A 19,713-nucleotide genomic window follows, 5' to 3' on the forward strand; every position below is an offset into this window, starting at 1 on the left:
CAATCCTCAGGTTGCGCTATGCTGTCGTCCGAATCAGACAGGAAGCGTGCTGTGGGCGTCACAACTAACCTCGGGCAAACCGGGAAACAGTTTCAGTATGTTCCGATTCTCAAAGCAAAGTCTGGAGAACTGGAAGCACTATCAAACTTGCAACCCAACGAAAAACTGAGAATATTTCCAATATTCCAGATTATGTCGAAGGTATCAGCTACCTTTGCTACTGATCTGAATGCCGCTTGGGCTGGGTTGCCTGTTGCGTTAGACGGCGCCTTTCGATCAGCAAGCGACAGTTCTGCTTTGGCTTTTACCGCACTCTTCAATTTGCTCGGGAATGCCGGAGTGGCTGTCATCCCGGTCATCGACGTTGGGGCGGTAGGGCCTTATCCCACCGCCGTAGCCGCAGCCCTCAACCTGTACGGCCCAGGGCTGGTGCTGAGGGTTCCGCTGGAACTGCTCGGCTCGGCCGCTCAATGGCTGGGACAGTTCGGCTACCCCACCCAAGACACCGATCTTTTGATTGATGCGGGCCACGTCGCCGACTTCTCCCCAGGATTGCTCGCACCTGTCGTCATTGGGGCGCTTCAGCAAAACGCCGCCACTTTGCCCGGCTGGCGCTCGGTCACGCTGGTATCCTCCTCTGCGCCCAAAGACGCAGGTTCTCTCAATCCAGGGCCGAACGTAGTGCCGCGGCGGTGCTGGCAACTCTGGAACGCAGTCGCACCCTCATTCCCGGAGCTTCACTTTGGGGATCACGGGGTGTTGCACCGCGATCTGACCGAACCGCCGGGCTATGCGATGGCAAATGCAACCGTGACCCCGCGCTATGCGCTCCCGAACGATTGGTTCATCCGCAAGGGGGTGACGACGCGAGGCGTTCGAGGTCAGCACATGACCGTGCAGTACCATGGGCATGCACAAGCGCTGATCGCACATGCGAGCTTCGGTCCGATGCCTGGATGCTGGGGGGATCAACGCATCCAGCAGATTGCGGGGCAGGCAGGGGTCGGATCGTCAGGAAACCGCGAAACCTGGGTCAGCATCGCGTTCAACCGGCATGCCTCGGTCGTCTGCAACCACCTTCCGTAGCCAGCCGGAACGCGCCTTAAGAACGGCACGCACCTCATCTCGTAGGATATCCAAGGGAAGCTCTGCGGCGAGCCGACCGGCGAGGATGTCGCCTGGTTTGCTGCGGAACCCTTTCGATAAGCCGTGGCGATCAAGGAGCGCTAAAGCCTCGGGGCGCCATAGGAGCCGTGCGATCTGAATAGGTTTCAGGTCCGGGTTCCGAACAGCCTCGCGTCCCAGCGAAAGCATCACAGGCGTCCCACCGCTATTCGTCGCGATCGAAAGGCCCCACCACTCAGGAACGATCCGAGAAGCCTTTTCCGCATGCTTCTCGGCGACAACAAGCGTCACACGGTCAAAAACTTGGCTGTAGAGATCGGCTTGGAACGGTAGCCGCTCTAACGTGTCACGGGCGCTTTTCAGCTCAAAGCCTTGCAGTTCACCATTTATGACGGCGACATCGACCCGTACGGAGCCTGACCAAATCCCCATCTCTTGGACAATGAGCGTGTTGTTCTGGCCGGCATGGACCTCGTCCAGCCAGTTCAGTACTGCCGCTCTGACATCTCGATCATTCACTCTGCGAACTTACACTTTTATTGCGCTGCTGTCCTCATTCTGAGGCCAATTCATCGGATTTTGCCGCCCGTATGACTCCGTATGCACAGGAGCGCCAGCCAGTACGGCCTACCTGCGACCCTGCGCCTTTCCCCGAACATCACCGCAAGCGTGCTGTGGCAGACTGAGGCGGCCCAAGCTATGCGATGGCCGCACAGGGGGCGTTCGACATGACGGACGCGTCTCGGACTTCGTGAGGTGCTATGTCGCCTGCCTCTCGACGCACGCGCGCCGCGGCGGTCGCGAACGCCGGCAGGCTGCTCAGCAGACAGAGTACGCGATGACAGGTTGATGCGGGCCAGTTCCCTGCATCGTACCCGTGAAGCCTCGGGCCGGGTGATCGCGTGAAGGTCGGTGATGCGGGGAACAGGAACCGCCACACCGGCTTATGGCCCGCTTGAAGCCTCGAAATTGGCGGCCCTGCTTGAAGGGGCAAACAGGACCGCCGCAACAGATCGAGCGACCTGCTGGCCGCGGATGCGGCGGCGTCCACGGTGGATCAGATGGGTTGCTGAAGGATGAGCGACGAGACGACGGCTTTGATCCTGGCGCTCGCGACCGAGATCGCCGAGTTGCGCGCAGCCCTCGCCGAGGCGCAGGAACTCCTGATCGAGACCGCCGTCGATGCCGGCGAGATGCACGCCCGTATCGAAGAATTGCAGGGGGAGTTGGCCCTGGCGCGCGCAGACCGCGATGCCTGGATGATCCGTGCGAGGCGGCAAGCATCATGATCGACCCCTACGCCTACCCGCCGCGCAGGCTCAATCCAGTCGCCTTCAGCGCCCTCGTGGAGGACGGGAAGCTGTACCGCATCCCGGTGGCGGCCGTGGCCGCCTATGAGAGCAACAACACGGTCAAAGCGCGTAGGGAAGGCGGCGGACAGTAGGGCTGCGCAGGTGCTGAAGCCGGCACTCTCAGCGCTTTGCAACCGATCGGATCAGGCGTAGTTTCCAGCCCATGTCGTTCGAACCGTTCTACATGCTGCGCGACAGTTCGCATCGAGCGGAGGCCCTTCAGGACCTCGATGGCGTTGTGCTGACCGTTGAGGCGAAGAGTCTGGATGGCGACACGATCCCGGCTGGCTCCGAGGGGACCATCGTCGGCATCTGGCGCGAAGGCGCTGCCTACGAGGTTGAGTTCGCGGAGCCGGAGGGCGCCCTCTGCAAGGTGCGCCCGGAACAGCTTCAACTCATCCGGCGTCCGGAACTGTGAAGAACCCGCCTCAATGGCCCGAGCACTGGTACATTGATCGTCGGAAAATCACCAACTACCTACTCGATCTCAACCATCCCGTAGGTGGATCGAAGGCAAAATTCTTCACCTCACGGGGCTTCCGACTGGACAACCCGGAAGCCCTTGCCGACGCCCTCTATACCCATCGCACGATCGGCGGCGCGGCCCAGACGATCGTTGATGAGGACGGCGATATCGTCATGCTGTTCGAGGGGCCGATCATGGCGCCAGATCGAAGCATGCCCCTCGTGCGGTCCGTCTGGCGCCAAGACCCGCTCGGCGACGCGCATTTCGTGACCGCGTACCCGATCCGGAAAGTGAAGCTGTAGACCGACGACCTGGCAGATCAGCCCTGCCCCTGGCACTCCCGCGTGTTCTGCAATCGCGTGAGCAGGGTGCCTGCGTGCATCATCGTCGCTCCGATCACGCCCGCGATGTTGTCGGCGGTCTCGTTGTCGTCCGGGCAGGCGCGAACGCAGTTCATCAGGTCGGCGACGGCGTACTGCGTGTGCAGTAGGGTCCGCAGCAGTTCGATCCGCACGAAGTCGGACACCTGGCCGCCCGTGAGCGGGACCAAGGGTGCAGCCTCGCGATCGGCGACCACATCGAATAGGCAGGCGGGATCGGCGGCGGGATCGGTCACTGTAGCGCTCCCTCTCGGATGACATCGCCCGGCTTCACGAACCGGATGACGACGACCTGCGCGGCTCCGGCTTCGGCATCGCACTGACGGGCGAAGGCTTCCGGGTCGTCACAAGGGCGAGGCTCGAAGAACATGCGGACCAAGGCTGTGCCGGTCTGTGCCGCGGCCTGTTCCTCGATCCGGGCGAGGCGTCGGTTGAGGTCACGCATTCGGGGCTCCCTTGGTGGACTGTAGCTGGGCCTCAATCGCGTCGAGGCGGGCGGCGATGTCGCTGGTCTCGATCGACCGGCGGTGAAGCTCGATCACGCCGGCAACGGCGCCGGCCTCGTCGGGCGTGAGGTCTCCGGCCGCGACCGCCCGCACGATAGCGCCCGTGGCGGTCCGCACGTCGTTGGCCGTCAGGATGTCCGGCATGTCGAAGGTGACAGGCCGATCCTTCCGGGGCGGGCACAAGCGGTCCATGCATAGGCGCAGTGCTGGGCCGTCGCCGTCCAGGGCGAGTTCGATCGCCTTGCGGGTCAGCGCCTCGGCCTCGCCGTCGAGCAGGGCTTCCATCGCCAGCGTCGTGCGGTGACGCGTGCCCTTGGCTTTGCCGGCTGGGTTGCCGGACTGGCCTGGCTCGAATGCTTTGCCTCGTGTGGTCATGCTCAATTCTACACGGTTGCGGTGGTGTTGACACCAAGATCAGAGATGGTCTCTCCCGCTGCAAATTCAGCGGGAATGCAGCGGGACGATGCGTCCGGACTTGATGTGAGGGCCAGCGCCTCGGCACTCTCGGCGAAGGCGTAGAGCGCGGCGACAGCAGCTTGCTTGCGCACGTCGGTCGAACCGGGCGCGGTCTCCATCGTGATCGCAGCGGTGCGGGCGGCGTGGATGGCAGCGCGGAGGCCAGCGTTGTAAGCGGCGCGTTCGCGAGGAGTCATGGCTGCGTCCTTGATGCGGTTTCAGCTTGGCCATGACGCCTTGCCAGATACAGTGCGCGTGCCAACGAGCGAATGGTAGTTTGGGACAAAAGGTTGATGGCGCACCTTCTGGAAACCGCCGGCCTGCCGCCATTGCTCGAAACGGTCATGCTCCCATGGATGACGGCCGTGGAAACCGGCACGCTGGGGATGCGCCAAGTGGTGACCTCAGCGGCGTCCAGCACGGCAGCGAGCCTGAAGCGTCGTGTCGTCGTCGTACCCGCACTCGACATGGCGATCGCAGAGGCTGTGGTGGCATCGGTGGCCTTCGCAGCAGCGCTCGACCAGCCGAAGGCAGGAACGACGGAACCGCGGGCGGCCGCACTCGCGGCGCTGATGGTGCTGATTGGAAAGCTGCATACGGCCACGCCCAGCGAGGATACGCGGGCGCTCGGGCTTGGGTGGTAGGCGGCGCAGGTCAGTCGTGTCCCTGGGATGAGTTGTCTGGGTCTGGCATGGCAAGCTGCTGCATCGAGTCCTGGAGCCTGCGACAGTTGCTGGGGCCTCGGCACTGAGCGCGGAGAACGCAGACCTGGCTCCACACGTCGGGGGCGATCTGGACGACCTGGATCGTGCCCGCCATGACCACGCGGATCCGGTGCGCGGGAATGTAGACCGCATCGTCGTCGTACCAGCCGAGGGCGTTCCGATTGGTTGCCCGAGCGCCCTCCTCTGGGTCGATGGCTTGGATGTCAGAGCCCCACCGCTCGGCGACCCAAGCCCGCAGGTTGGTGACGGCCTGGGTCTCGGGGTCCAAGGCGACGGCATCCGTCGATTTCTGGAAGCGCGCCCACGCCCACCGGATCGCGCCGTCAATATCCATCCCCGCCGGAAGCAACCCGAACTGCCGCGCCATCCGTCCGGCGGTCAGCAGGATCGCGAACGGGCTTGCGGCGCGCACCATAGCGCCGTCGGCGCCCTCGCCTGCGATCTTGCTCGCCGCGGTATTGATGCCGGCCCGGATCGTCTGCGCCTGCTGATGAATGCCGGCCTCAATCATGGCCTCAACGAAGGCGGGGCCGGCGTGTCCGAAGTTCCGGTCTACCGCCTGGATCTTCGCCATGACGGCGTGATCTACGGCCCGATCGACGCCTGAGATGTCGATGTCAGGGATGCGGGCGGCCATCCCGCCGTACCACTCGCCACCGTCGCCCCGGACCTTTTCCTCAAGCGACTTCTCGGCCGACAGGATGATGAAGGTTGACCAGGTGTGCGATGCCCTGAGCTGCGCGTCTGCGGTCATCCTGGCTTTGCCGACACCCGAGGCCAGCGAGTAGATGATCTTGCCCAACTCCTTGCCGTTGACGTGGCCGAGTTCGTCCATCGCGAGGACGCTGCCGTTCGAGCGCGCGGCCATCATCTCGACGCCGTTCGCGGTCGCCCTGGCGCTCTGCAACAGGCTGTCGCGCTGATCCAGGGCGGCCCGGCACCACACCGAGACTGCGAGCCGTTGCGCCGTCGTCTTCCCGCCGGAGGTGATGCCAGAGAGGTTGACCCCGCACGTATCGAGGCCGACGAGCGAGAGCAGCGGCGCCGCGAACCCGGCGATCGTGCCGATGATCCAGTGCTCGCACCGGGGGACGCTGGCGGCTGCGCCTACGGCAGCCTTCCACCCTTCAAGGGTGCCGCCGGTCGCAATGCCGGGGCGGATGCGAGCGTTCACCGAAAGCTCGGGCAGGGAGTCGGCCGGCGCCCCGATTACCCTGCCGGACGGGCAGACGAAAAATCGATCCTCGACGCCTGCAAGCTCATGCCAGCCGGGACGCCGGAACACGACGATTTCCGCATCGGGGTCGGCCGCCTTAAGTGCTTTGACGGCCGTCAGCTCGCCGTCATTCTCAGACCGCATCCCGGCCTCAAACAGCATCGCGCGGGTGTCGGCCGCGCCCTGGCGAGCGAAGGCGGCGCGGTCCACGTCGATCTCACGACGCTTGCCCCCCATATCCTCGACCACAAGGCGCAGGCCGTAGGTGTCGCCGTCGTCGGCATGACGGAGCCGGGCCACCACGCCGAACGGTGTCGCGATCGGCTGGGCAACGATCTCGTCGCCAACCTTCACAAACTGGTGGACCTTGATCCGCCCAGCCTCGGTGCGCTGGTAGGCGAGGCGGAAGCTATCGAGGGTCGGCAGCGGATAGTCGCGCTCGACCTGGCGCAGCGACGCGACACCTTCGGTCCGCTCGCGCTCCTCCTCGATCTCCTCCGGAGTTGGGACGTAGGCAACGGCTGTGATGATGCCTGCGCGGACGGCCTCGGTGCCGTGTTCCGCATGAACGTCGAGCCAGTCGGAAGCGGTGCCGGGCGTGCCTGCAATCGCGATGGCGGTGGCGACGCGCGCCCGGTTGCGGATGCCGAACACTCGAGCGGCGCGCTCGCCCCTGCGGGTCGGGGTCGGCCGGGTGATCTTGGCGGCCTCGTCGCGGTCGGCGGCAATGGTGACGCGCTTCGTGGCGGGCCAGGGCGCGAACGCCTCAATGCCGCCGGCATTGATCGCCGACGCCACCGCGACCTCGCTGGCCTCGATCTCGACGCGGAAGGCGTAGGCGACGGCTGCGGCCGTCTCGATACCCTCCGCGACGATGCACCAAGGCGCGCGGGCGACATCACCCCAGATAACTGAGCGGCCGGCGGTGCTATCCTCGCCGACGCGCTTGGCCGACTTCTTCGGGTCGCGGGTGTAGCCGGACGCATCCGTTCCGAGGTCGGCCTTCCCGTTGCCGCCGGGGGCGAGGTAGATCCGATGGGCGTGCTGGCGCCTCTCCGCGTCTACGGTGCCGAACACGGCGCAGGGCCACTCGCCGGCCTTCACGGGCTTGCCAGTGCCCTTGCCCTTCGGCGGGTCGAAGTACGCGAGCGCCTGGAAACCGACCACGGGCGTGGTCGGCATCAGCACGGCGGCGGCCTCGACCCCGAGCCGGTGCGCCAGATAGGCGCCGGGCAGCGTGTCGTCGCGGCGGGCGGCCGGAGCGCTCAGCAGGCTCGCGGCGTCGGTCTTCTGGAATGCCCCGTCCTCTCCGCTCTTGGTGCGGATCAGGTCGTCACGGCCGATGATTTCGACACAGCGGAGCTTAGCGCCCTCGATATCGCCGCCGTCCATCTCGATGACGGCATCGAAAATCGAGAAGCCCTTTTTGCAGGTGCAGTAGCCCTTGCGCTTGCTAGCGTCCCAACGCCAATCGTCCGTGCCCCCGTGGCCGGGGAACGGGCAGGTGATGTGGCCGCGCTGGCTCTCCCGCCACGGGATGCCGAGGGCTCCCAAGATCTCGGTCTCGTGGCCTTCGACCGCCTGCTTCGCGGCCCCGGTCGGGACGTAGCGTTCTGCTGTGGTCGCCGTCATGCTTCGCGGCCCTCATGGCGTGATGATGAAGGCGCCGCGCCGGGGCGCGCGACGGGGTTCTGATGGGGGCGGTAATCGAGGCACCAGTCGTCACTTCCGACGATGGGCCAGTCCGCGTTCGTGCCGCTGAAGCTCTCGGGTTCGATCGTCGGCGGTCGGGCGCGGCATTGGCCCACCGGCTCGTTAGTGACAGGGCCGTCCCCGCGGGAGACGCGCTGCGTTCCCCACGGGCGCCACGCGGCGCAGCTCGGACAGGTGCGGGTCATGGCTTACCCCCGTCGCGGTAGGGGCTGTCTGGCCGGGCCATAGCCAGCCGCATCATCCGCTCCTGCGCGCGGATCTGGGGGTGCTTGTCGGCGTACCCCTCGAAGACATTCCGCGCGTCGGCTTCGCCAAGCTCCTCCCCAATCGCCTCGGCGGGGCCGAAGACGACGACCTTGAGGCGGACGCCGGGGGCGACCTGTTTGAGGGCGATGAAGGCGGCCGGAGTGGCAGCCGTCAGGTTGAAGGTTCCGCCCTCGATGAGTTCGGTTTGCCTCTGCTCGGCCTTGCTAATTAGGCGGACGCGGTATTCCCGGCTCGGGTGCCTAGCGAAAAATCGGCGGTCGCCCTCGATTGCCTTGTCAGCCTCGTTGGCGAGCCGTTGCATGGTGCGGCGCTGCTGGCGGGATAGCTGGATGGTCATGCCTGCTGCCCCCCGTTCTGTCGGGAGGGGCGCAGCTCGCCGGTAAGGTCGGCTGCGGACAAGATTGCCGCGCTGGCGCAACGCACGGCGTAGAGCACGCCCCTCACGTCGCCGAGGTCTGCGAACTCGCGGGCGGTCCGGCTGTACGCCTCAGCGGTCGCCGCCGCGTCGGCGATGGCGTTGAACACCGGCACCGGATCGGCCGGGACTCCGGTCCGCGCGCTGCCTACACGGGTGGTGGCGACCTCGGCGAGCTTGCCCGGATCGGGCAGCGCTTCCTGAAAGAGCCGCCATCCTCGGGCACAGCCGAGCGGATCGCAGCGAAGGATACCCTGACCAAGCTCACGCAGGCTGGGCAGATGGCCGGCGGTGCGGCGGGTGCCGCGATGGGCCTCAACCATTTCGCCCCGCAGCTTGCCAACCTTGCACCGGGCATCGCCGGGCCTGCGATGGCGAGCGCAGCGGCCGGGTTCGGCGCGGGCCGTCTCGCTAGTTCGGTGTTGCGGTCCGAAGGGCTGTCCAACCGCCTGATCGACCGTGCGCTCGGCACCGCACAGGCCGGACCCGTGAACCGGCTTTTCGGCGCCGTCAGCGACGTGGCGCCCGAGACCGCGGCCCCTGTCTATAACCGCGGGCCCGTGGCGCCAACGAACGACAACGCGCCCGTCAACAAGCTCGATGAATTTCTGCGGGGACGTGCGCCGCAGCGGGCCGGAATGCTGCCCTAGGCCCGCCCGTGGACGACGAGGCGATAGAGGGCGGCGGCGACGGAACTGACAAAGGCAATCGTAATTCCGATCGCGATTGCCGTCCATCCTTCCGGCTTCAAGTATAACCAAGCGGCAATGCACCACGCGGCTATCAAGACAATCGAGACGACGAACTCAACCCGGTCGGCCATCGAGCGTGGCGCGACCGGCTTCCCGTTCTCATTCGCTGGACGATCGTTCGGCGCCATCCCCTCAACGTGATCTAACCGCGCCCACTCGGCAACGGCAGATCACATTTCAAGTCTCAAATCAGCTCCAAAGTGCGTCACTGGACACCTCACGGCTCCGGCAAATGTCCGGCGCAGCATGCCAGTGCCCAAGGTTACCTCGCTACGATTAGAACAGCATACGGCTGTCATGGCCGATATCGACTGAGTATCGCATCCTAAGACCCTCACCACATGGGAGGGCTTTCGGTTATGATGCCTCGCAATCCAATTGAGGCCAATTGGCTTATTCAATCCGCTGAAGAGGAAGCTGCTCGTGCAGCGCGGTGGGCCGCCGTGGCGCAACAGCAAATGGCCTATCAGGCAGCTATGGCAAAGGCGCACGCCGCAGACGCTGCGGGGCTCCGGGCTCTTTGGACTTTCGCGCCCGTGTCTGCCCCTGCGGTGGCAGAACCAGCGAGAGGGCCGGCGCAAGCGGGGGCCGTAGACGCGCCCCCGTTCGAGCCAGTTGAACCACCGAAATGCCAGTTCTGCGGGAAGCCGACACGGATCTGGCAAGGCAGGCCGCAGAAGTTTTGTTCGTTTCCTAAGACCGACGCTGGTTACACCTGTGCGGCCCGTTTTCGAGACCGGCGTGTCGAAGAGATAAGAAAGAGTGCGAGGGCCAAGGCCAAAGCCGCGAAAGCCGCCATTTCGGCAAAAGTATCCTGCGTCGCAATTGGGGAGAGCCCTTTACAGGAGCCGGCGTGCTTGCAGTGCGGTAAGCCTACCCGAGTCTGGAGAAGCAAGCCTCAAAAATTTTGCTCCCCGCCTACTGGTCGCAACGTTTCGCCCTGTGCGGCAGCATTCCACGATCAAGGGCGTCGGGCGAAATCCAGTCGTAGGACTACCCGGGCGATACGCCAGGCGACAAAGCAACCTGAACCGGTACGACCAAGCGGATCAGTTTTAGCGACCGCTTCTCCGAGGGGGGACGGCCACGACTTGCTAGCGACTGTGACGTGCGCCGTCTCGACGAGCTTGCCCGACGATATTCGATCCGAAATCATCAGCGAAACAATCCTGCTCATGATCGAGGGCGCACCGATCGAGGATGCGCTTACTCAGGCCTCGAAAAGCGTCCGTAAGAACGCCGCGCCTCTCCGCTACACCAAACCGATCGACGACTGCTTCTGGCTAGCGGCCGAGATACCGGATTGACGATGCAGGATCGGTGATGCTGGCAACAGCTTTCGGAGTGCCGCCGGAATTGGCAACCGCGGCGGCACTTTTAATGATGGTGATACTGCCCCCTTCGACATCGTCGCGAACGGCGTGCTCTGCGTCACCGGCCCGGAACTGACGGCAGACGAGTGGGCAGCGCGGCATGTCACGGAGCATTGAGGCGGAGCCCCTGCCGCTCATGTGAGAAAGCGGCAGGGTTTGTCACTCAGACTGAGGTGGTCGGATAGGCCCGGACCCGCGTCCGACCATCGGCAAGCCCTGCCGCAGGCGTTTCAGTCGCGGTCGCCGTCGGAGCAGTCCAACCTTCCGACTGCCAGCCCTTGGAACGCTCGTCGACATCGATGGAGCCGTGCTCTTCGAGGATGTTCATTGCCGCTACGGCATGAGCCTCATCAGCCCGCACCGTCACGAGTGTTCCGCCACGGCGGACGCCCTCCGAGTAGGTGTGTGCGTCGGCTTCGTTGAGGCCGGCACCCGTCAGCCCGCCGACGAGCCCGCCTGCAGCCGCACCGATGCCGGCGCCCGTCAGCGTGGCCACCAGCCAACCGGCGGCAACCACTGGTCCAACGCCGGGGATGGCGAGTAGGCCGAGACCGGCAAGCAGGCCGGCTCCTCCGCCTAGCACCGTACCGAGCGATGCACCCGTGCCTGCAGCCTTCTCCGCCTTATCCGCTGTACCGGCATGATTGCCAACGCCGACACGACCTGCGTGGCGGTCTTTCTCGTTGTTGCTGACGACGCTGATGTCACCGTGCGGGATGCCAGTCGACTCAAGCTTAGCCACGGCTGCGCTGGCTGCATCGTAATCATCGAAAAGAGCGGTAATGGTTTGCTGTGCCATGATGAGTGTCCTGATGTGATCGAGAGAACCGGCAGTCGCGCTCACTGAGCCGCGACGTTGCCTTTGAAGTCGAGCCCGACCTTGACCGGCTTTCCGTTGAGCATCGCGTCGCCACGCCAGATGCCCTTGTCGTCCTTTTTCAGACCCTTCACGTCCTTGTAGCCAGCATCTTCAAGGCGCTTATGCGTTTCATTTTCCGTGAAGCTGTTGGCCCCTGCTTCCAGCTTGGCGTTCGTCGCCGCACGGGTTGTCCCCGGGTGATTGACATCGGGCTTGTCGGTGTTGGGACGTGTAACCGCCTCCTGACCACCGGACTTGCCGCTTGATTTCGCGTCGGGAGCCGGGTTGCCGGTGACTGTGGTCTGGGCGACTGCCGAGCCCGCCAGCGCGAGCGTCACAAAGGCGACTGAGGTCAGGTGGCGATGCACAGGGGGCTCCTTACAAGTTCGGAACACCCAATCGCGGACCCGCAGACATCGTTCCACCGCCTTGCAAAAGTAGATTTTTTGAAGAAAACTTCTATAAATGGCTCGCTTCTATGAAATACAAATCTCTCGTTTGAAAATGGCCCATGATATTAAATTGCGGGTCATTGCACCGTTTGACAAATTGTTGTGCACAAGCTATTATTTTGTTAATAGATGCTTAACCAAATATAGCGGCATAATGACTTCCGCTTCAGCAATTCGTATGCTCCTGAGTTCAGATATGCGCCTATCGCTAAAAACGGTTCTGCTGGGTTCGATTGGGTTCCTTGCGGTTGTTACTCTCGGTCAGGGTGCGATTGGTATCGCAAAGCTATCGAGCATTCAGGCTAATATGACTGACGTTTCTACCAACTGGTTGCCGTCCACGAACTTAATTCAAGAAATAAATACTGCTACGCGGGATTTTCGCGTAAAGATGTATCGCTTTGTTGTTGCCTCAGACTCGGCAGATGATTTTCATCAAAACGAAGCAGCCCTCAGCGATAGCAAAAAACGGTTATCAGACCTTCAAGCATCATATGAGAAACTAATAAGCTCTGCTCAGGAGAAAGAACTCTACGATAAATTCTTATCGATCTGGAGACAATACGAACTGCAAGAGCAGCAAATTGTTATGTTTATGAAAGAAAACAAAAAAGCAGAGGCTTTATCTCTGATGGTAAGCCCTGCGATGGGAAAATTGAATGCAACAGCTACACAAGCATTGCAGCAAGACGTAGCTCTAAATAAGGATGGAGCAAAGGCCAGTACCGTAGAGGGACTTAATAACGCCGCATCAGCCGTATTATTAGCCTATTCGACTATGGGACTGACCCTTATTGCGTCTCTCGGAACAATCATATTCAGTATATTAGGCATCGCTCGACCGATCGAGAAAATGACGACTGCAATGGGTAAATTAGCATCCGGCGATGCTTCAACTTCCATCCCTGGGGTACGTCGTCGCGACGAGATCGGCGCAATGGCGGCGGCGGTGCAGGTGTTTAAGGACAACCTGATCCGCACTCGCCAGCTAGAGGCGGATACGGCGCAGGCGCGTCTCGCCGCCGAGGAGCAGCGCAAGACCGGGATGCGTCAGATGGCCGACGGCCTCGAGGCGGCGGTCGGCGGCATCATCGGCATGGTCTCGTCTTCGGCCACCGAGCTGCAGGCCACGGCCCAGACCATGACCGCCACCGCAACCGAGACCGCTAGCCAGTCCACGACAGTGGCTGCTGCGGCCGAGGAAGCTGCTACGAACGTCAACACGGTCGCTGCGGCGGCTGAGGAGCTTGGATCGTCCGTGCAGGAGATCAGCCGCCAGGTCGATGGCTCCGCAGCGCTCGCGCAACAAGCTGTCACCGAGGCCGATCAAACCGGCGCTTTGGTGCAGGAGTTGAGCACGGCCGTATCGCGCATCGGCGACGTGGTCGGCATGATCTCCACCATCGCTGGCCAGACCAATCTGTTGGCGCTGAATGCCACGATCGAGGCGGCGCGGGCTGGTGAGGCTGGACGGGGCTTCGCGGTTGTCGCTGCCGAGGTCAAAGAGCTTGCGTCGCAGACGGCGCGGGCGACTGACGAGATTTCGGGACAGATCGCACGCATCCAGGCGTCCACCGGTCAAGCCGTGACGGCGATCGGTGGCATCGCCGCGCGGATCCAGGAGATCAGCAGCGTGGCAACGTCCATCGCGGCGGCGGTCGAGGAGCAGGGCGCTGCAACACAGGAGATCGTGCGCAACGTCAGCCAAGCGGCGATGGGAACTGGCGAGGTCACGAGCAACATCGCCGGCGTGGCGGGTGCGGCGGAGGAGACGGGAGCTGCGGCGAGCCAGGTGCTGGGCGCAGCGTCTGAGCTGTCGCGTCAGGCTGAGACCCTCGCTGCCGAGGTGGGGCGCTTCCTCGCTACCGTGCGGGCTGCTTAGGAAGCAACTGTGGCTCAAGACACTCGGGACCGAACTACTGTAATTCGATCTCCCAGCTCCCCTCATCCCGCTGCCCGACGTTGCCCTGCCGGGCAGCGTACGGGTGTTGATCAACGAGAAGGACACGGTTGGCTTCGAGTTGGCGTCGCGTCGCTGCCTGCCCAGCGGCTGCGTTGCAGGGGCGAGCGTGCGGGAGGATGCGCTGCGTCGCTCGCGAGGCACGAACTGTTCCGGCCGCATCACCTTCAAGAACGCCACCGGCCAGGAGGTCGCCATCCCGCTTTCGTTCCGCGGGCTGGCTCAGGCCCTCGACGCGCTAGCCAAGGAACCGACGTAGGCTTCGGTTTAGAGAAACCCACTTCCCGAGTGCCCCTTGAAGGCGTTCGCGCGCCGGATGTAGCCGACCACCGTGCGCGGGTCGCGGTGTCCCGATTGATCCATGATCCGGGCGAGGTCGGCGCCGCGCTCGGCCGCCGATGTGATATAGCCAGCCCGTAGCGAGTGCGCTCCGAACGTCGAGGCGTCGAGCCCGGCCGCTGTGCAGTACCGCTTCACGATGTCGGCGACGGCCTGCGTGGTCAGGCGAGGCTCCGGGGGTTCGGTTCCCACATCCTCCGCCGAACCCCGGCGGCGCACGTTCCCTGATCGCGACACGGGCCGGAACAGGGGCCCTTCCGTGATGCCGGCCGCGTCGAGCCATTCGTGCACCAAGGCAACCGGCCGAATGAAGCGGCCATGCGGTATCGCCTTCTCGAACCCCTGCCCCTCCTGATCGACCTTCGACCGCCGGACCATGACGCGCAGGCCCTCGGTGTCCTCGCGGAGGTCGGCCACGTCGAGCGCAACCAGTTCGGACCGGCGAAAGGCGCCCGCGAACCCGAGCGCCAGCAGAGCGCGGTCGCGCTTGCCCGTCATGGTGTCCGGGGTCCGCATCAGGATCGCGGCCATGATGTCGGCGGTTGCGGCAGCCTTCTGGACCGGAGCCGTGCCGATCCGCCGTCGAATGCCCTTGGACGCGGCGCGCACGCCCTCATCGTCGGTTGGGTCCGGCTGGCTGGCGAGCTTGTGCGCGTACCGGATTGCAGCGCAGCGCCGGCCGATGGTCGAGGTAGACCGCCCCGCCTCGGCTTCATGGACGAGGAACCCCGCCACGGCCTCAGGCGTCGCCGGCAGGGACCGGAACCCGTACTGAGCGCACCAGTCCTGAAACACGCGGGCATCCGCCGTGTAGGCCCGCACCGTCGCGTCGGCCTTGCTCGCCCGCTGATACGCCTGGACGATCGCGGCGGCTTCGGCGGGCAAGGTGTCCCCGTTATGGAGATACCCCGCGCCTGCCTCGCGTGTGTCGCCAACCTGGCGGCTTACGGCCGGATATAGCTCGGGCTTCATTTCTTCGCGGGCCTTCCGACCTGCCCCCTTCGATACTTTCGAGAAGAACTATTATCGAAAGTTACAGCTTGGATGCGCCGATGGCAAGGGATCGTGTGGACTTGATAGCAGGATAGCGAGCGGTCGCGTGGTCCCGTTCACTTGCTATGGCGAGCGACGAAATCCCTGATGGCTTCCTCGCAGATGTCCTGAATGGTCCGGTCCTGTTCAACCGCTATCATCTTGAGGCGCTTCCGGGTCGCAGCATCCACGCGCGTCAGGATTTGCACGCGGCTGTCCTTCACCGCCTCGCGCGGGGACGCCGCCGATGCAGGGGCGGCAGCGGCAGCTTCCGGTGTCTCCTGCGGACCTGCGGCCAGCGCATCCTTCCGAGCGAACCGGCTGGCGAGGCTATCAAGGGTCGGGCGGGGCTTTGCGGCGCTCATCGTGACTTCCTCGCAGGGGTGGACAGTAGGGCGTCGATCTCGCGCCACAGCGCCTCGACTTCGGCAGCAGCCTTCCCACCGGGCTCATGTTCATTGACCGTCGAACCCGTGAGGATCGCATGAGACATGCTCACGCGGTTGGCGACGACGGTTTCAGCAACGATGGCGCCCATTCCGATCAGCGCGGCCCGCGCCTCGGCAACGATTGATGGCTCGCCCGAGCCGGTACGCGGCGGCGCATGATTGATGACGGCTAGCGGCACCTTGCCGACGCGCTCTGCTAATCCAAGCGTGGTTGCGACCGCGGCGAGATCCAGGGGGCCGGGCCGCGTGGGGACAACGACGAGATCGGCAACCCGCATTGCACCTAGTATTGAGTCCTCGGCGTGCGGGGGCGTGTCGATGATGACCCGGCCGACCCCTTCTCGCCGAGCCGCCTTGATCAATTCAGGCAGCTCGCGCGCATCGGCCTCGATCAGGTTTGGAACGTCGGCCTCGCGGAGCCGGTGCCACCACGCAAGGGACCGCTGCGGGTCCGTATCCAGCAACAGGGCCGGTGCGCCCGGCGTCGAAGCCAAAACGCTGAGGTGCATGGAAAGGGTGGTCTTGCCGACGCCACCCTTCCGGGCCGCGATCGTAATGACTTGCACGCGGGATACCTCGCAATCCAGACCGTGAGCGTTCGACGCATCTAGCCCGCAAGCTACGCTGTCAATCCGATCCCGAGCGCACAGGATGGCGAGCAATCCTGAACGAACGATTGCGAGCCCAGGAGCAATGTCGCGGGCTCGCAATCTTGATAGCAAGTTAGGATTATAGAGACTTCACAACAGGTTATGAGGGTTACTTTATGCACCCTGCCAACGTGGCTCGCACCGCAGCGGCATCCTCGCGCTCCGGCTCGCCGAGCAGCGCGGCAATCTCAGCGTGGCAGGCGAGCCAGCGCCGGGTGAAGTGCAGCAGGCGTCCGCCGCCGCGATCCACGCCGACGCGATCCTGTCGCCGTGCCGCTCGCTGCAGTCGCCGCATCAGGTAGCGTTCCCGCATCATCAGCCAGCCGAAGCGGGCAGACTGTTGCAGCGTCAGCCGAGGCCCGGCCGAGATGGGGAGGGCGGTCGGCATCAGCGACCCCCGACCATGCTGAGAAGCGCCACGCCAGCCGCAGCGACCACGTTGCCAGCGCCGCGCCACGGGAGCGGGGCGAACGGGAGCACGTCGGGATCGGCCGGCATGTCCTGCAGAACGATTTCCGGCGCGGAGGGCCGGAGATCCACAGCAGGCCCGCGCAGGGACACAACCTGCGCGCCGACTCGTTCGGCCACGATGGGAGCCGGCTCCGCCTCGCCAGCGTCCTCGGCGCCCGCGTCCCCGTCTATACGGTCCAGAACGGCGATGATTTGGTCTGCGGCATCGAGGGCGGTTTTCAGGGCCTCGCCGAGACGGGCGCGAACCTCCGCCTCCGCCATCGGCTCCGGCTCGACGGGAACAGCTACTTTGGGCCGGGGGGTGAACGTGAGGACGTTGCTCATGGTCAGACCTTTCCACCCTTGTCAGACAGTCGTTCTTCCTCGGCCAGGATCGCCATTCCAATCGTGACCCGCTCCAGGGCTTCACCGGCGAGGCGAGCCATCTGTGCGAGGTTGCGTTGTGCGACACCGAGACCGGCGATCAGGTCGTGAAACTCGTTCTCGGGCTGATCGCGCAGGAAGTCCGCCAGTTGCTCCCGGCTTGAGCAGACCATCACGAACCCATGCCGAAGCCACGGCAGCGTCACGGTCGCATCCCTGATCCAATCCGCGTTGGACGGCACCGGACAAGGGCCGTGAAGGTCAGAGGGTGTGAAAGGCGTTGCCGCCAGCCGGATCTGCGCCTCCTCGTCGGTCTCGGTGGGCTCGTCGGCCAGCGGAGATAGCGTCAGCCGCTCGGCGTTCGCGGCGATGGCCCCGAGGATGTCGCCGAGAGCCGTAGCGCCATGCACGCCGTCCATCTCTGACGCCCAGCGCTGGGCGTGCTGCATCACTGCAACAAGGCCCGCGGGCGTCGTCGGAGGCGTCTGAAAGACCGCGTTCCATGCCTTCGTGTCTGCGGCGCCAGCGGCTTCCCACGTCGCACGCGCGGGCACCATCGCAACGTCGGACGTGTCCAGCCCATGTTCCTTCCGCCACACCTCGTCAGCTAGGTTGCAGGATGCCGTGAAAGCCGCTCGCGCCTCGCTGTGCTCATGGATCGCCGCGAGGATGGGATCGGCGGCACCGCCTCCCGCAGGCAGTCCCTGACGGCACAGCCGGTCCGCATCCTCCTGAAACGCAGTTAGGTGCCCACCGTGCGTATGATCGGCCAAGTCGCCTATGATGATCGGCACAAGGTACGTCAGCTTGGCGCGGAGGTCAGCCAGCGTCCGAACAGGTGCGTGAGCAACGGCATACTCGGCCTCGATCTGTGCAGCGGCGTCGCGGTCGAACTCCTCGTCGGTCTCGTTGTATCGAAGCTGCGTCGCCTGCATGACTTCGCCGTGCCGCACGATGGCGGCCCGCAGATCCGAGGACACTGCGCTCGTTAGGCTCACGTCGTTCAGGGCGTCCGCTTCTGCGGCCTCGCGCTCGCGCTCCGCAACCGCACAAAGCTCGTCTACCGTGCTGGGCTGTGCCTCCGCCTCGGCCTGCGGCTCACATGCTGAGCGCGGCCTTGAGCATGATACCCGGAAGGGTCTGCATCGGCTCGTTGATGTAGGGGTCGGCCAGACGCGCGAGGGCGATGCAGAGATGGTTCGCCGAGGTCCACGCCTCCGAATATCCGTTGGCGTCCCGTGTTGCCTTGGCCTTCTCACTCCAAGCATCGACCGCACTGGTGTCCTCACGGGTCCAGCCCGGATAATCCCCGGCCGCAGCATCCCCGGCGCTGTAGAGGCGATGGGCCTCGGCCTGCGCGGGGCCGACGCGGCGGATCAGCGGCAGGAGTTTTGGGGCGAGCGCCAGGAATGCGGCCTCGCGGTCGCCGACCTGGACGGTAGCGGCGAGCGCCGGCAACGGCAGCGCAGCGGCCACGGACCCGGCCAGCATCGCGCGGCGGCCCTGGCTTGTCTCGGCCGTGAGGCCCGCAGCCTTGGCCTTCATCAACGCGAACCGTTCGCGCAGGGTCGGCTTCGCAGGATCACGTTGCAGTAGCTTGATTGCACGCATGGAAGTGGTCTCCTTAACTTGATAGCTCGATAGACCGAATGGGTTGCGATCGGCGGGTTACTCAGAGCAGCGAAGCGAGGCCTGTGAGGACAGCGCCGCCGCCAATGATCGCCACGGCGGCCAGCAACTCGGCACCCACGGCCAAGGTGCGCGCGAGACGCGCGGGCGTCGGCGCCGGGCGGAGGTCGATCGTCGGCCCGATCAGCCGTCCGGACGGCAGAGCCAGGGGCAGGCGCTGGACCGGCTCCACGCCCAGGCAGCGGGACAGGTCGCTTTCACGGGCCTGTGCGATGGCCCAGGCGTCGCCGTGGCTGGTAGCGTTCGACGCTTCCTCGGCAGCGAACCAGCGCAGATGACGGACGAGGCAGAGCATACCGGCGCGGGTGGCGCAGGGCGTGCCGAGCAGCGCCATCAGAGCAGCGTCCGCATCGTCCTCGGCGCGCATCGCGGTCTCGCCGTTGGGGGCGACCTGAAACACGCTCCACGCCTCGCTATGGCGGTCGATCGCCGCGAGGATGGGATCCGCATGGAAGGGGATGCTCTCCGCCTCGAGGACGACGGTGCGAGCGGACTGGCTGAACTCGGGGAAATGGACGTGCGACATCGTTCGGGCTCCAAAGGGCTCGTGCAGGCAGGCGGTCGAGAAGAAGGGGGAGGCGGTGCCGGTTAGGTCGGCCGGGGCGGCAGTACGCCCCCGGGGCGGGCGCACCCCTTGCGGAGCCGGCGCCAGGTAGCTCGCCGGGCTCCTGCGCTAGCGGCCGACCTGCGCAGCGCCGTGGCG

Annotated in this window: 29 protein-coding genes; 10 read left to right on the plus strand and 19 right to left on the minus strand. The window is 64.7% G+C overall.

What is annotated here, in order from left to right; translation table 11 throughout:
• Positions 1-18: 18 nt before the first annotated feature.
• Positions 19-1,086: a beta family protein gene (locus MKK55_RS28820; RefSeq protein ID WP_243939121.1), complete on the plus strand. Its 1,068-nt coding sequence runs from the start codon at positions 19-21 to the stop codon at positions 1,084-1,086.
• Here the strand turns inward: MKK55_RS28820 and MKK55_RS28825 are convergent.
• Positions 1,012-1,644, minus strand: coding sequence for a sce7726 family protein (locus tag MKK55_RS28825; protein ID WP_243939122.1), 633 nt, complete (start codon positions 1,642-1,644; stop codon positions 1,012-1,014). The two genes, MKK55_RS28820 and MKK55_RS28825, sit on opposite strands and share 75 nt — an antisense overlap.
• A gap of 557 nt (positions 1,645-2,201) precedes the next feature.
• Here MKK55_RS28825 and MKK55_RS28830 point away from each other — a divergent pair.
• From MKK55_RS28830 to MKK55_RS28845, 4 genes are all read left to right on the plus strand, one after another.
• A complete protein-coding gene (locus MKK55_RS28830) occupies positions 2,202-2,414 on the plus strand; it encodes a hypothetical protein (protein WP_243939123.1) in 213 nt (70 codons plus the stop codon).
• Positions 2,411-2,569, plus strand: coding sequence for a hypothetical protein (locus MKK55_RS28835; RefSeq protein ID WP_243939124.1), 159 nt, complete (start codon positions 2,411-2,413; stop codon positions 2,567-2,569). Before MKK55_RS28830 ends, MKK55_RS28835 begins: the two co-directional genes overlap by 4 nt.
• 71 nt (positions 2,570-2,640) lie before the next feature.
• The gene (locus MKK55_RS28840) at positions 2,641-2,895 is read left to right on the plus strand and encodes a DUF4926 domain-containing protein (RefSeq protein ID WP_243939125.1); all 255 of its coding nucleotides are present in this window, start codon (positions 2,641-2,643) and stop codon (positions 2,893-2,895) included.
• Positions 2,892-3,245 (plus strand): DUF6883 domain-containing protein, encoded by a 354-nt coding sequence (locus MKK55_RS28845; protein ID WP_243939126.1) that lies wholly within the window; start codon positions 2,892-2,894, stop codon positions 3,243-3,245. The genes MKK55_RS28840 and MKK55_RS28845 overlap by 4 nt, the downstream gene beginning before the upstream one ends.
• A gap of 17 nt (positions 3,246-3,262) precedes the next feature.
• Here the strand turns inward: MKK55_RS28845 and MKK55_RS28850 are convergent, their stop codons facing one another.
• Genes MKK55_RS28850 through MKK55_RS28865 form a run of 4 tightly spaced genes read right to left on the minus strand, consistent with a single transcriptional unit; the run spans position 3,263 to position 4,482 of the window.
• Complete coding sequence (locus tag MKK55_RS28850; protein ID WP_243939127.1) at positions 3,263-3,559, minus strand: hypothetical protein; 297 nt, start codon at positions 3,557-3,559, stop codon at positions 3,263-3,265.
• Positions 3,556-3,768, minus strand: coding sequence for a hypothetical protein (locus MKK55_RS28855; protein WP_243939128.1), 213 nt, complete (start codon positions 3,766-3,768; stop codon positions 3,556-3,558). Before MKK55_RS28855 ends, MKK55_RS28850 begins: the two co-directional genes overlap by 4 nt.
• On the minus strand, positions 3,761-4,204 hold the full coding sequence (locus MKK55_RS28860) for a DUF5681 domain-containing protein (RefSeq protein ID WP_243939129.1): 444 nt from the start codon (positions 4,202-4,204) through the stop codon (positions 3,761-3,763). The genes MKK55_RS28855 and MKK55_RS28860 overlap by 8 nt, the downstream gene beginning before the upstream one ends.
• A gap of 8 nt (positions 4,205-4,212) precedes the next feature.
• Positions 4,213-4,482 carry a hypothetical protein gene (locus MKK55_RS28865; protein ID WP_243939130.1) on the minus strand — a complete coding sequence of 90 codons (270 nt, stop codon included), beginning with the start codon at positions 4,480-4,482 and terminating at the stop codon, positions 4,213-4,215.
• Between the two features lie 96 nt (positions 4,483-4,578).
• Between MKK55_RS28865 and MKK55_RS28870 the strand changes: the two genes are divergently transcribed.
• The gene (locus tag MKK55_RS28870) at positions 4,579-4,929 is read left to right on the plus strand and encodes a hypothetical protein (protein ID WP_243939131.1); all 351 of its coding nucleotides are present in this window, start codon (positions 4,579-4,581) and stop codon (positions 4,927-4,929) included.
• 10 nt (positions 4,930-4,939) lie between these two features.
• Here the strand turns inward: MKK55_RS28870 and MKK55_RS28875 are convergent, their stop codons facing one another.
• The 3 genes from MKK55_RS28875 to MKK55_RS28885 all read right to left on the minus strand — a co-directional run bounded on the left by MKK55_RS28875 (position 4,940) and on the right by MKK55_RS28885 (position 8,944).
• The gene (locus MKK55_RS28875; RefSeq protein ID WP_243939132.1) at positions 4,940-7,858 is read right to left on the minus strand and encodes a DUF927 domain-containing protein; all 2,919 of its coding nucleotides are present in this window, start codon (positions 7,856-7,858) and stop codon (positions 4,940-4,942) included.
• A 262-nt stretch (positions 7,859-8,120) separates the two neighbouring features.
• Positions 8,121-8,543, minus strand: a complete 423-nt coding sequence (locus MKK55_RS28880) for a hypothetical protein (RefSeq protein ID WP_243939133.1) — start codon at positions 8,541-8,543, stop codon at positions 8,121-8,123.
• Positions 8,540-8,944, minus strand: coding sequence for a hypothetical protein (locus MKK55_RS28885; protein WP_243939134.1), 405 nt, complete (start codon positions 8,942-8,944; stop codon positions 8,540-8,542). Before MKK55_RS28885 ends, MKK55_RS28880 begins: the two co-directional genes overlap by 4 nt.
• Between MKK55_RS28885 and MKK55_RS28890 the strand changes: the two genes are divergently transcribed.
• Positions 8,930-9,271, plus strand: a complete 342-nt coding sequence (locus MKK55_RS28890) for a hypothetical protein (RefSeq protein ID WP_243939135.1) — start codon at positions 8,930-8,932, stop codon at positions 9,269-9,271. The genes MKK55_RS28885 and MKK55_RS28890 overlap by 15 nt on opposite strands.
• Here MKK55_RS28890 and MKK55_RS28895 read toward each other — a convergent pair.
• A complete protein-coding gene (locus MKK55_RS28895; RefSeq protein ID WP_243939136.1) occupies positions 9,268-9,501 on the minus strand; it encodes a hypothetical protein in 234 nt (77 codons plus the stop codon). The two genes, MKK55_RS28890 and MKK55_RS28895, sit on opposite strands and share 4 nt — an antisense overlap.
• A 999-nt stretch (positions 9,502-10,500) precedes the next feature.
• Here MKK55_RS28895 and MKK55_RS28900 point away from each other — a divergent pair.
• A complete protein-coding gene (locus MKK55_RS28900) occupies positions 10,501-10,680 on the plus strand; it encodes a hypothetical protein (protein ID WP_243939137.1) in 180 nt (59 codons plus the stop codon).
• A gap of 229 nt (positions 10,681-10,909) precedes the next feature.
• Here the strand turns inward: MKK55_RS28900 and MKK55_RS28905 are convergent, their stop codons facing one another.
• Complete coding sequence (locus MKK55_RS28905) at positions 10,910-11,545, minus strand: hypothetical protein (RefSeq protein WP_243939138.1); 636 nt, start codon at positions 11,543-11,545, stop codon at positions 10,910-10,912.
• A 41-nt stretch (positions 11,546-11,586) separates the two neighbouring features.
• A complete protein-coding gene (locus tag MKK55_RS28910; protein WP_243939139.1) occupies positions 11,587-11,973 on the minus strand; it encodes a hypothetical protein in 387 nt (128 codons plus the stop codon).
• Positions 11,974-12,253: 280 nt separating this feature from the next.
• Between MKK55_RS28910 and MKK55_RS28915 the strand changes: the two genes are divergently transcribed.
• Together MKK55_RS28915 and MKK55_RS28920 are read left to right on the plus strand one after the other, a co-directional pair.
• The gene (locus MKK55_RS28915; RefSeq protein WP_243939150.1) at positions 12,254-13,939 is read left to right on the plus strand and encodes a methyl-accepting chemotaxis protein; all 1,686 of its coding nucleotides are present in this window, start codon (positions 12,254-12,256) and stop codon (positions 13,937-13,939) included.
• Between the two features lie 85 nt (positions 13,940-14,024).
• Positions 14,025-14,276: an invasion associated locus B family protein gene (locus MKK55_RS28920; RefSeq protein ID WP_279596417.1), complete on the plus strand. Its 252-nt coding sequence runs from the start codon at positions 14,025-14,027 to the stop codon at positions 14,274-14,276.
• Positions 14,277-14,284: 8 nt separating this feature from the next.
• On the opposite strand, the gene MKK55_RS28925 is transcribed toward MKK55_RS28920, so the two are convergent.
• From MKK55_RS28925 to MKK55_RS28960, 8 genes are all read right to left on the minus strand, one after another.
• The gene (locus MKK55_RS28925; protein ID WP_243939141.1) at positions 14,285-15,328 is read right to left on the minus strand and encodes a site-specific integrase; all 1,044 of its coding nucleotides are present in this window, start codon (positions 15,326-15,328) and stop codon (positions 14,285-14,287) included.
• Between the two features lie 137 nt (positions 15,329-15,465).
• Positions 15,466-15,753, minus strand: coding sequence for a ribbon-helix-helix domain-containing protein (locus MKK55_RS28930; protein WP_243939142.1), 288 nt, complete (start codon positions 15,751-15,753; stop codon positions 15,466-15,468).
• Positions 15,750-16,403 (minus strand): ParA family protein, encoded by a 654-nt coding sequence (locus MKK55_RS28935; RefSeq protein ID WP_243939143.1) that lies wholly within the window; start codon positions 16,401-16,403, stop codon positions 15,750-15,752. Before MKK55_RS28935 ends, MKK55_RS28930 begins: the two co-directional genes overlap by 4 nt.
• A gap of 193 nt (positions 16,404-16,596) precedes the next feature.
• On the minus strand, positions 16,597-16,875 hold the full coding sequence (locus MKK55_RS28940) for a hypothetical protein (RefSeq protein ID WP_243939144.1): 279 nt from the start codon (positions 16,873-16,875) through the stop codon (positions 16,597-16,599).
• A complete protein-coding gene (locus MKK55_RS28945; RefSeq protein ID WP_243939145.1) occupies positions 16,875-17,282 on the minus strand; it encodes a hypothetical protein in 408 nt (135 codons plus the stop codon). The genes MKK55_RS28940 and MKK55_RS28945 overlap by 1 nt, the downstream gene beginning before the upstream one ends.
• 2 nt (positions 17,283-17,284) lie before the next feature.
• Positions 17,285-18,301, minus strand: coding sequence for a hypothetical protein (locus MKK55_RS28950; RefSeq protein ID WP_243939146.1), 1,017 nt, complete (start codon positions 18,299-18,301; stop codon positions 17,285-17,287).
• A gap of 118 nt (positions 18,302-18,419) precedes the next feature.
• Positions 18,420-18,932, minus strand: coding sequence for a hypothetical protein (locus MKK55_RS28955; RefSeq protein ID WP_243939147.1), 513 nt, complete (start codon positions 18,930-18,932; stop codon positions 18,420-18,422).
• A 61-nt stretch (positions 18,933-18,993) separates the two neighbouring features.
• Entirely contained in the window at positions 18,994-19,536 is a 543-nt protein-coding gene (locus MKK55_RS28960; RefSeq protein ID WP_243939148.1) for a hypothetical protein, read from the minus strand.
• Positions 19,537-19,713: the final 177 nt, after the last annotated feature.

Source organism: Methylobacterium sp. J-059, from assembly GCF_022829485.1.
In the GTDB taxonomy this organism is placed as follows: Bacteria; Pseudomonadota; Alphaproteobacteria; order Rhizobiales; family Beijerinckiaceae; genus Methylobacterium.